General features: G+C 65.9%; 7 protein-coding genes and 1 pseudogene. 5 read left to right on the top strand and 3 right to left on the bottom strand.

Annotated elements, in window-relative coordinates:
- The 3 genes and pseudogenes from VMD50_RS08530 to VMD50_RS08520 form a co-directional block, all read left to right on the top strand.
- Nucleotides 1-200 (top strand): annotated as a pseudogene (locus tag VMD50_RS08530) (hypothetical protein); the annotation flags it as partial.
- A gap of 34 nt (nucleotides 201-234) precedes the next feature.
- Nucleotides 235-1,062, top strand: coding sequence for a patatin-like phospholipase family protein (locus VMD50_RS08525; protein ID WP_325426761.1), 828 nt, complete (start codon nucleotides 235-237; stop codon nucleotides 1,060-1,062).
- Nucleotides 1,059-2,000, top strand: coding sequence for a 1-acyl-sn-glycerol-3-phosphate acyltransferase (locus tag VMD50_RS08520; protein ID WP_325426759.1), 942 nt, complete (start codon nucleotides 1,059-1,061; stop codon nucleotides 1,998-2,000). Before VMD50_RS08525 ends, VMD50_RS08520 begins: the two co-directional genes overlap by 4 nt.
- Nucleotides 2,001-2,341: 341 nt before the next feature.
- On the opposite strand, the gene VMD50_RS08515 is transcribed toward VMD50_RS08520, so the two are convergent.
- From VMD50_RS08515 to VMD50_RS08505, 3 genes are all read right to left on the bottom strand, one after another.
- The gene (locus VMD50_RS08515) at nucleotides 2,342-2,632 is read right to left on the bottom strand and encodes a GlsB/YeaQ/YmgE family stress response membrane protein (RefSeq protein WP_325426757.1); all 291 of its coding nucleotides are present in this window, start codon (nucleotides 2,630-2,632) and stop codon (nucleotides 2,342-2,344) included.
- A 730-nt stretch (nucleotides 2,633-3,362) separates the two neighbouring features.
- A complete protein-coding gene (locus tag VMD50_RS08510) occupies nucleotides 3,363-5,102 on the bottom strand; it encodes a PE-PPE domain-containing protein (RefSeq protein WP_325426755.1) in 1,740 nt (579 codons plus the stop codon).
- Nucleotides 5,103-5,343: 241 nt separating this feature from the next.
- Complete coding sequence (locus tag VMD50_RS08505) at nucleotides 5,344-5,553, bottom strand: hypothetical protein (RefSeq protein ID WP_325426753.1); 210 nt, start codon at nucleotides 5,551-5,553, stop codon at nucleotides 5,344-5,346.
- 325 nt (nucleotides 5,554-5,878) lie between these two features.
- Here VMD50_RS08505 and VMD50_RS08500 point away from each other — a divergent pair, with 325 nt between their 5' ends.
- Together VMD50_RS08500 and VMD50_RS08495 are read left to right on the top strand one after the other, a co-directional pair.
- Complete coding sequence (locus VMD50_RS08500; RefSeq protein WP_325426751.1) at nucleotides 5,879-6,571, top strand: M15 family metallopeptidase; 693 nt, start codon at nucleotides 5,879-5,881, stop codon at nucleotides 6,569-6,571.
- 60 nt (nucleotides 6,572-6,631) lie between these two features.
- Entirely contained in the window at nucleotides 6,632-7,441 is an 810-nt protein-coding gene (locus VMD50_RS08495; RefSeq protein ID WP_325426749.1) for a methyltransferase domain-containing protein, read from the top strand.
- Nucleotides 7,442-7,468: the final 27 nt, after the last annotated feature.

The raw sequence follows: 7,468 nt of genomic DNA, 5'->3' as shown, positions 1-7,468 counted from the left end.
CGCTTCAGGCGACGGTCATCGTTTACGCGATCGAGGCCGACGTCGTTCGCGCCCGCCACCTGTGGCCCCGTAGCATCGTGCAGCCCCCGCTAACCGACGCCGACAGGTCCTACTACACCTATGCGTTGCGGGCCGAAGCGCAGCGGCCGGAACAACGGGTCAAAATCGGGTACCGGACAAAAGCCGATGCGGGGCAGTGATGGTGGACCTCTTCACCGCGGGTATATGTCCTGGGTGACGTCCCATGCTTTCGTGCTCGGCGGCGGCGGCATGCTTGGAGCCGCCGAAGTTGGCATGGCACGCGCACTGCTGGAGGCGGGCGTGCGGCCGGACTTGGTGTGCGGCACTTCGGTCGGCGCGATCAATGGCGCGGCCATCGCCGCCGATCCCACACCCGAGGGCGCTCAACGGTTATTGGAGATGTGGGAGGCGCTTGGCCGGACCGACATGCTCGGCGGTTCGTTGGTCGGCCGGCTGGCCGGCCTGGTGAGCCGCAGGACGGCGCTGCACGGCAACGGCGCGCTTCGTCGGATGCTGGGAGATCGCCTGCCGGCGCGGACGTTCGAGGATCTCGCTGTGCCGTTTGAATGCGTCGCGGCGAGCATCGAGCGGGCCCGTGAGCACTGGTTCGACAGCGGGGAATTGGTGGAGCCCGTGCTTGCGTCCTGCGCGCTGCCCGGCGTCTTTCCACCGGTCCGAATCGGCGACGAGCACTTCTTCGACGGCGGCCTGGTGAACAGCATCCCACTGGACAGGGCGGTCGCGCGTGGCGCCGACACGGTCTGGGTTTTGCACGTTGGGCGTTTGGAGGAGAATCTCGCCGCGCCGCGGTTCTTGTGGGAGGTCGCGTTCGTCGCCTTCGAGATCTCACGGCGGCATCGATTTTTCAGCGATCTAGAGCGGGTGGGCTCAGAGGTGACCGTCCACGTGCTGCCGACCGGGTTGCCGCAGCGGCCGTCCGCGACGTGGTCGAACCTGCGGTATCGCGACACCAACCGGCTCGCCGGACGCGCCGAACTGGCTTATGACGCGACTCGCAAATACCTCAAGGCACGGCAATGACCATGCTGCGTCGCGCTATCACCATGCCGGTAATTATCATCCTGATGGCCTCGGTGTTGCTTTCGGGGCCACTGCTGTTGGCTGGCGCGGGTATAGCGGGACTTCTTACCCGGTCGAGTCGACCTGCTCGCACGGTCGCTTTGGTGATGGCCTACGCAGTCATCGAATTGCGCACGCTGGCAAAGATTTTGCGCGGTAATCGTGACTGCGACCAACTCATGCGGGACATCCTGACGTCTGTCTATGCCGCCGTGCGCAGAATCCTCGATGTGGAGGTCGTACTCGACCCGGCCTCGGCGACCGCGGACAAGATTCCACGCAATGAGCCGGTTATCGTGCTGGCACGCCATTGCGGCCCGGGAGACAGCGTCCTGGTGGCATGGCTTCTCGTGATCGAATACGGGCTGCAATTGCGGATTGTGCTCAAATCCGTGCTGCAGTGCGAACCCGTACTTGACTTTGCCGGCAAGCTGGGATGCCTCTGCTTCCTTAGCCGGGGCGACCGCGCACGCAGACAAGTCCGCCGTATGGCGGAATCGCTCACCGGTGGGCAGGCGATGCTGCTGTTTCCCGAGGGCGCGAATTTCAGTTGGCCGCGCTGGCGCAACGCGATTGCCCAACTCCGCTCGACCCGCGGCTTCCGCGCCGCTCGCCGAGCGCTCCGCCAATCCCACACGCTGCCCCCGCGCAGCGGCGGCGCCGCCAGCGCGGTGGCGGGAGCACCGAACGCCAACATGCTGGTGGTGACCCATAACGGCTTCTGCGCCGACGGGCGGGATCGGCCGTGGTGGCAGCTACCCGTCCATCGGCAGCTGCTGGTTCGCACGGTCGTGGTACCAGCTGTTCGTATTCCGCCGCCGCCTCGGTTGGGGCCCTGGCTCGAGCGGACCTGGACGCAAGTCGATGCCTGGGTTGCCGCGCATGCGGAGCGGTCCTGATGCTTGACGTCGATTTTCGTGGCGCTCCAATGCGGACCGGCTTCTATCCATTTGATTCGCCGGGGCCGTCGGCCTACCTCGCGGACTGCGAGCACTCGCGTCAAGTCGAAGGACGCATTTGCGTCCGCTACGAACAGGCGGCCACCTGCCGTAGCCATTGCCGGGGAGCCACAGCTGGCAATGATGAAGACTTCCAGGTCGCCGTCTGCACCCGCTTCGACTCGTCAGCGCCTTTCAGGTGGCGAAGAGTCAGCGACTTATCAGTGGTGCGCATGCGGCCTGGCCCGCGAAAGCTGTCGCCCGGGCTGAAGAACGAGCGGAGAGCTCGTCCGCCGATCCAGCTACCGGTGAAGCAACCGGCTACGCCGGGTACGGCGACCCATCACGGCTTCCCAGATCGCGATGAAGACGATCGCGACGCCGACTCCGATGAAAAACGGAATCCAGGCAACTCCACCATTTGCATTGTGGTACCCGAAATAGCTGGCCACCCACGAGCCGACCAAGCCACCCAGAGCCCCGAGCACAACGGTCATAATCATGCCGATGTCTTGCTTGCCAGGCATGATGAGGCGTGCCACCAATCCGATAACCGCGCCGACCACGAGGGCGAGGATTATTGACCCGATCATTGCAACTCCTGTCATAACGGCGCCCCGAGTGGGCCTCCATCTCGACTAGGGGTTCCCTGAACTGACGCGCTTATAACGCACACGTCGAACAAGCTGCCCGCGCCCGATGACCCGTTGCAGCCGCCCACAGATGTCAACTGCCAACCTTGCCTCGCCCGTGAGTTTACGAGCGGCGGCCGACCTCGTAGCTGGAATGTCCTCGCGCAATCGCTACCAGAAGCGCGTCCGGGGTGCTCTGTCGACGGCAGCCAAGCCGATTCACTCAAGGTAATAGTCGCCCAAGATTTGTAGCGCGGTCGGTGAGCCACAGGCGTTCATCCAGCAGCGCATCCGCTGCATCTATCGATGGCAACGGACGGCCCTGCTGTCGAGCCGCATAGCGAAGAGCCGCCACTGATTCCAGCTCCGCGTCGACAGCGTCGATGTCTCGCATAGTGATGTGCCCGGGCATCGCGTCCTCCTGCCGGAGAGACCTTCGCCCCCCGCCACACTCGCTTACCCAGCAAACGTGGCTTTAAGCGCTTAAGAACCCCGGTTGCGCACCGCAGAGCATCCAACGGCGAGATCGTCGCCAGCAGCGTTGGTTACAAGACCAGGGTGACGGCGTAAAAGGCTCAAATCGGGGCAGACCAACACATGCCCTGGCAACTGCTGCGATCTGCCGGCAACCCTCGCCGCCTGAAAGCGGAAGGTCGGCGGTTCAACCCCGCCCCTGACACTGCGAGACGGATCAGAAACTCCCGTACGGCGTGCCGGTCAGGATCGAATAGCCGGCCTCCCCGAGGACTGCAACTTCCAAACCGCCCAGCATCGGGAGCAATCCGACGTCGGCGGCGATCGGGTAGCCGAACGCGTTGACCAGCCCGCCGAGGGGCTGGCCGTTAACCATTTGGGTCATCCCGTTCAGGAACAGGTTGACGTCATACGACGGCAGGGAGACGAGGGCGGCCGTCGTGATGTCTGCGGTCGGAAGCAGCGTCGAGTAGGCCGTCGAGAACGCCGTCGTCCCGGCTCCGACGATCTGGGTGTTCGCAGCCTCCAGGCCCGAGAGAAGGTCGGTGATCGTGGGCGGCCCGGCGGGCAAAGCCGGCGTGCCGGGCCCCGACGAAAGCGACGTAAGCGCCTGCGTTATGCCCTGCAGCGACGGTAGCTGGGGTGGCCCCTCGGCGTTGAAGTCGCCGATCGCCGCGCCGATTCCCTGGTGCATCCCGTTGATCAGCGCGGGCCCGAGGGCGACGGTGTCGCTGAGCGGCGGCAAGAATCCGAACGGGGTCGTCACATTGGCCGGCCCGGTGGACCAGCCGAAGTCCGGGTTGCCGTAGCCCCAATTGACAAGGGGCGTCAAAACCGGTTGCACCAAATCCGCGATCGGGTTCCCGACATAGGGGATAAACCGCACCGGATCCAACAGCGGCAGGTTCTGGTTGGGAATCATGTAAAAGGTGGTCTGGGTGGGGCCCGGTGTCGGCAACACAATCGCCGAGTTGATCTGCGTGGACGTCAGCGTGTCATAGCCCGTGTGCACCGTCACCATGCCCGCCAGGGCATTCAGGTCGGAGAAGACATCGATCGGGTATTGCGGGAAGTCGGCCCAGCCGTCGTATTCCAGGGTGTAGACCTTGGTGACGAAATCGTTGGTCGGCATCGGGCCGAGGGTGGAAAAGCCCAGCGTCGGGAGGCTCAGACCCGGGAAGCGCGCATCCCAGCCGCCGTTGGGGTTCATCGAATTGCCAAGCAGCACAAAGTTTATCGGTAGCGAGCTCGGTGTGCCGGCGGGGTCCAGCAACTGCATTTCCAGCGCGGCGATGTTGGCGCCCTGAGAGTAACCCAGAACGTTCACTGTGGTGTTTGGCGTGGCGAGTTGCTGTTGGATAGCGTTGTTCAGCGCCGTGACGCCCCGGGCTATCGAGATGTTTTGCATCAAGTCTTTGATGCCGCTGTCCGGATATTCTCCCGCCGGCATCGCGAGGCCTTGAACAAGGCCAACGGGGAAATTGGGCATGACGTACTTGGTGACAACATTGTTCACGAAATCTGGCGGAGGTATCGGTGTTCCGCTGCCGTCCATGACGAAAGTGACAACCGGGTCCGCCGCGTTCTCCAGGGCCGCCTTCGTTATTACGGTCAGCGCGCCGGTGCCACCCGCCGCGCCGGTCGTGGATCCGCCCGTCGCGGCGAGCGCTGCCTGGCCGGCGGCCTCAGCGTTCGCGTAGGCGTTGCCGGCGGTGGACAGTGCCCGGGCGAACTCACCGTGCAGTGCCGCCACCCGCCCGATCAGCGCCCGCCACTGCTGGCCGTACGCGCTGAACAGGTTCGCCGCCGCGGCGGAGACCTCGTCGGCGGCGGCGGCCACCACCCCGGTCGTCCCGCCCGCCGCGGCCGCCCCGGCCTCGTCGATCGTCGAGCCGATTGCGGCCACATCCGCGGCGGCCGTCACCATCACCTGCGGCTGCGTCAGCAGATACGCCATCCGTCCCTCCCTCCCACGTCAGCATAAAGGTGTACGACGGGCCGGGCGGGCGGTCGACCGTTCAGGTAAGACGTTCGTCGGGCAGGCCCTCGGCCACAAGCCCTTTCACCTGCTGGTAATAGATGACCCATCCGTCGCCGGCCCAGTTGCCCTCGGGGATCTCATGGATCAGCGTCCACACATCAAAAGCGCGGGAGCCCTGGGGCTCGATCGCCGCGGCGCAGCGCTCCTTGGAATACCGTCAGGTCGACCCTGAACCGAGACGCGCCCGGACCGCGGCCGCCCACCGAAGCTCGGCCGCCTCCACCGGACGCAGGTACACCCACGTGTTGTCCCGGGAAAACGGTGTATCCGGCGCGCGTAGGAGCGCGATCACCAACTCGTCGGGCAACCGGCTCAACGCGTCGTCGTCCAGGGAGCCATCCACGAACGCGAAATCGGTCATCGGCATGCCAAGACCCTTGTTCCCGGGTTCCCAAGGTGCATGGGGATTACCCGAATCGACCGCAGCAGACGCGGATTGGCCGAATTGCTCATGACGCCAACTCCGAGACCGGCCATCGTGTTCCCTCCTTCGGGCCGCCGGCCAGGTCGGGAAGATCGAGCCGATCGCGGCGATGGGCCCAACCTGCAGCGCTACGTCGACGGCGATACCGTCGGTGATCCACCAAAGTGGTAGCGCCGGTGATAGCGCTTTGCAGAACCAGTCATGGGAACTCTCGCCGTGACTGGTGTGGCTTATGTGATCCCACCCGACGAACCGCGACAATGATCGAATGCCTCGCCTCCGGCTGTTGTGTCCGCTCCTGCTCGCCGGCACGCTCTTCGGTGCCGCCACCGCGCAGGCCGGTCCGGACGTGCCGCCCGTCAGCGACGCGGCCCGCGCGGCCGGATTCGTCGACGTCCGCACGGTGGTCCCCGACGCCGTCATCGACCTGCGCTATGCGACGACGAACAATTTCACCCACGCGCAACTGTATCCCTCCGACGCCCGATGCCTGGTGCATCAGTCGATGGCTCCCGGCCTGGCGACCGCCGCGACGGCGCTGCGCCCCCAGGGCCACCTGCTGGTGTTCTGGGACTGCTACCGGCCGCACGACGTTCAGGTGAAGTTGTTCAACGCAGTGCCGAACCCGGCCTGGGTGGCCCGCCCCGGCCGGTATGCGCATAGCCATGAGTCCGGACGATCGGTGGACGTGACGTTCACCAGCGTGCAGGACCAATGCCCGACCGATCGGCAGGTAGAGGGGTTGTGCCTGGCCGACATGGGCACCGACTTCGACGATTTCTCTTCGCGCGCAACGGCTTACGCCACGCAGGGTGTCAGCGCCGACGCCCAGGCGAACCGGGCCCGGCTGCGGGACGCCATGAAATACGGTGGGCTGTCCCCGTACTCGGGGGAGTGGTGGCATTTCGATGGCCCGGGCGCCGCCGTCGACCGCCCGATCCTCGACGTCCCGGTGGATTAATGTGTCTCATATAGTGAGACGAAGGTTTCATATTATGAATAAGGCGGTAGGCTTCGGGCCATGAACGCGCCACCGGCCAAGTACACGCATGGGCATCACGAGTCGGTGCTGCGCGGCCATCAGCGGCGCACCGCGGAGGACTCCGCGGCCTATCTGTTGCCGCACCTGAGGCCGGGGTTGTCGGTGCTGGACATCGGGTGCGGTCCGGGGACGATCACCGCCGACCTGGCCGAGCGGGTCGCGCCCGGACCGGTGCTGGCCGTCGATCTGTTCGCCGGCGTCGTGGACGTGGCCCGCGCCGAGGTCGAGCGGCGCAATTTGGCCAATGTCACGTTCGCGACCGCCGACGTGCACCGGCTCGATTTTCCCGACGACGCCTTCGATGTCGTGCATGCGCACCAGGTGCTGCAGCACGTGGCCGATCCGGTGCGGGCGCTGGGGGAGATGCGGCGCGTGTGCCGGCCGGGCGGCATCGTGGCGGCGCGTGACGCCGACTACGCCGGCTTCATCTGGTTTCCGCGGATTCCGGAGTTGGACCTGTGGCTCGATCTCTATGGCAAGGCGCACCGTGCTAACGGTGGCGAGCCGGACGCGGGCCGCCGGCTGCTGTCGTGGGCGCTGGCGGCCGGGTTCGACGACATCATCCCGACGGGCAGCGTCTGGTGCTACGCGACGCCCGCGACCCGCGACTGGTGGGGCGGGATGTGGGCCGACCGGATCCTGCACTCCGGCGTGGGTCGCGACCTGCTGGCCCTGGGCCTGGCCACCGCCGCGCAGCTCGAGGCGATCTCGGCGGCATGGCGGGCGTGGGCCGCGGCCCCGGACGGCTGGCTGTCCATGCCGCACGGCGAGGTCCTCTGCCGGGCCTGAATTCCGCCCCGCTCGTCGCTGGACGCC

It is taken from the genome of Mycobacterium sp., assembly GCF_035506235.1.
Classification (GTDB): domain Bacteria; phylum Actinomycetota; class Actinomycetes; order Mycobacteriales; family Mycobacteriaceae; genus Mycobacterium.
This window is presented reverse-complemented; position numbering and strand designations above follow the sequence as displayed.

Coding starts and splice junctions, on each gene's coding strand:
- VMD50_RS08495 (WP_325426749.1), top strand. CDS start 6,632: ATGAACGCGCCACCGGCCAAGTACACGCATGGGCATCACGAGTCGGTG.
- VMD50_RS08510 (WP_325426755.1), bottom strand. CDS start 5,102: ATGGCGTATCTGCTGACGCAGCCGCAGGTGATGGTGACGGCCGCCGCG.
- VMD50_RS08500 (WP_325426751.1), top strand. CDS start 5,879: ATGCCTCGCCTCCGGCTGTTGTGTCCGCTCCTGCTCGCCGGCACGCTC.
- VMD50_RS08505 (WP_325426753.1), bottom strand. CDS start 5,553: ATGCCGATGACCGATTTCGCGTTCGTGGATGGCTCCCTGGACGACGAC.
- VMD50_RS08515 (WP_325426757.1), bottom strand. CDS start 2,632: ATGATCGGGTCAATAATCCTCGCCCTCGTGGTCGGCGCGGTTATCGGA.
- VMD50_RS08520 (WP_325426759.1), top strand. CDS start 1,059: ATGACCATGCTGCGTCGCGCTATCACCATGCCGGTAATTATCATCCTG.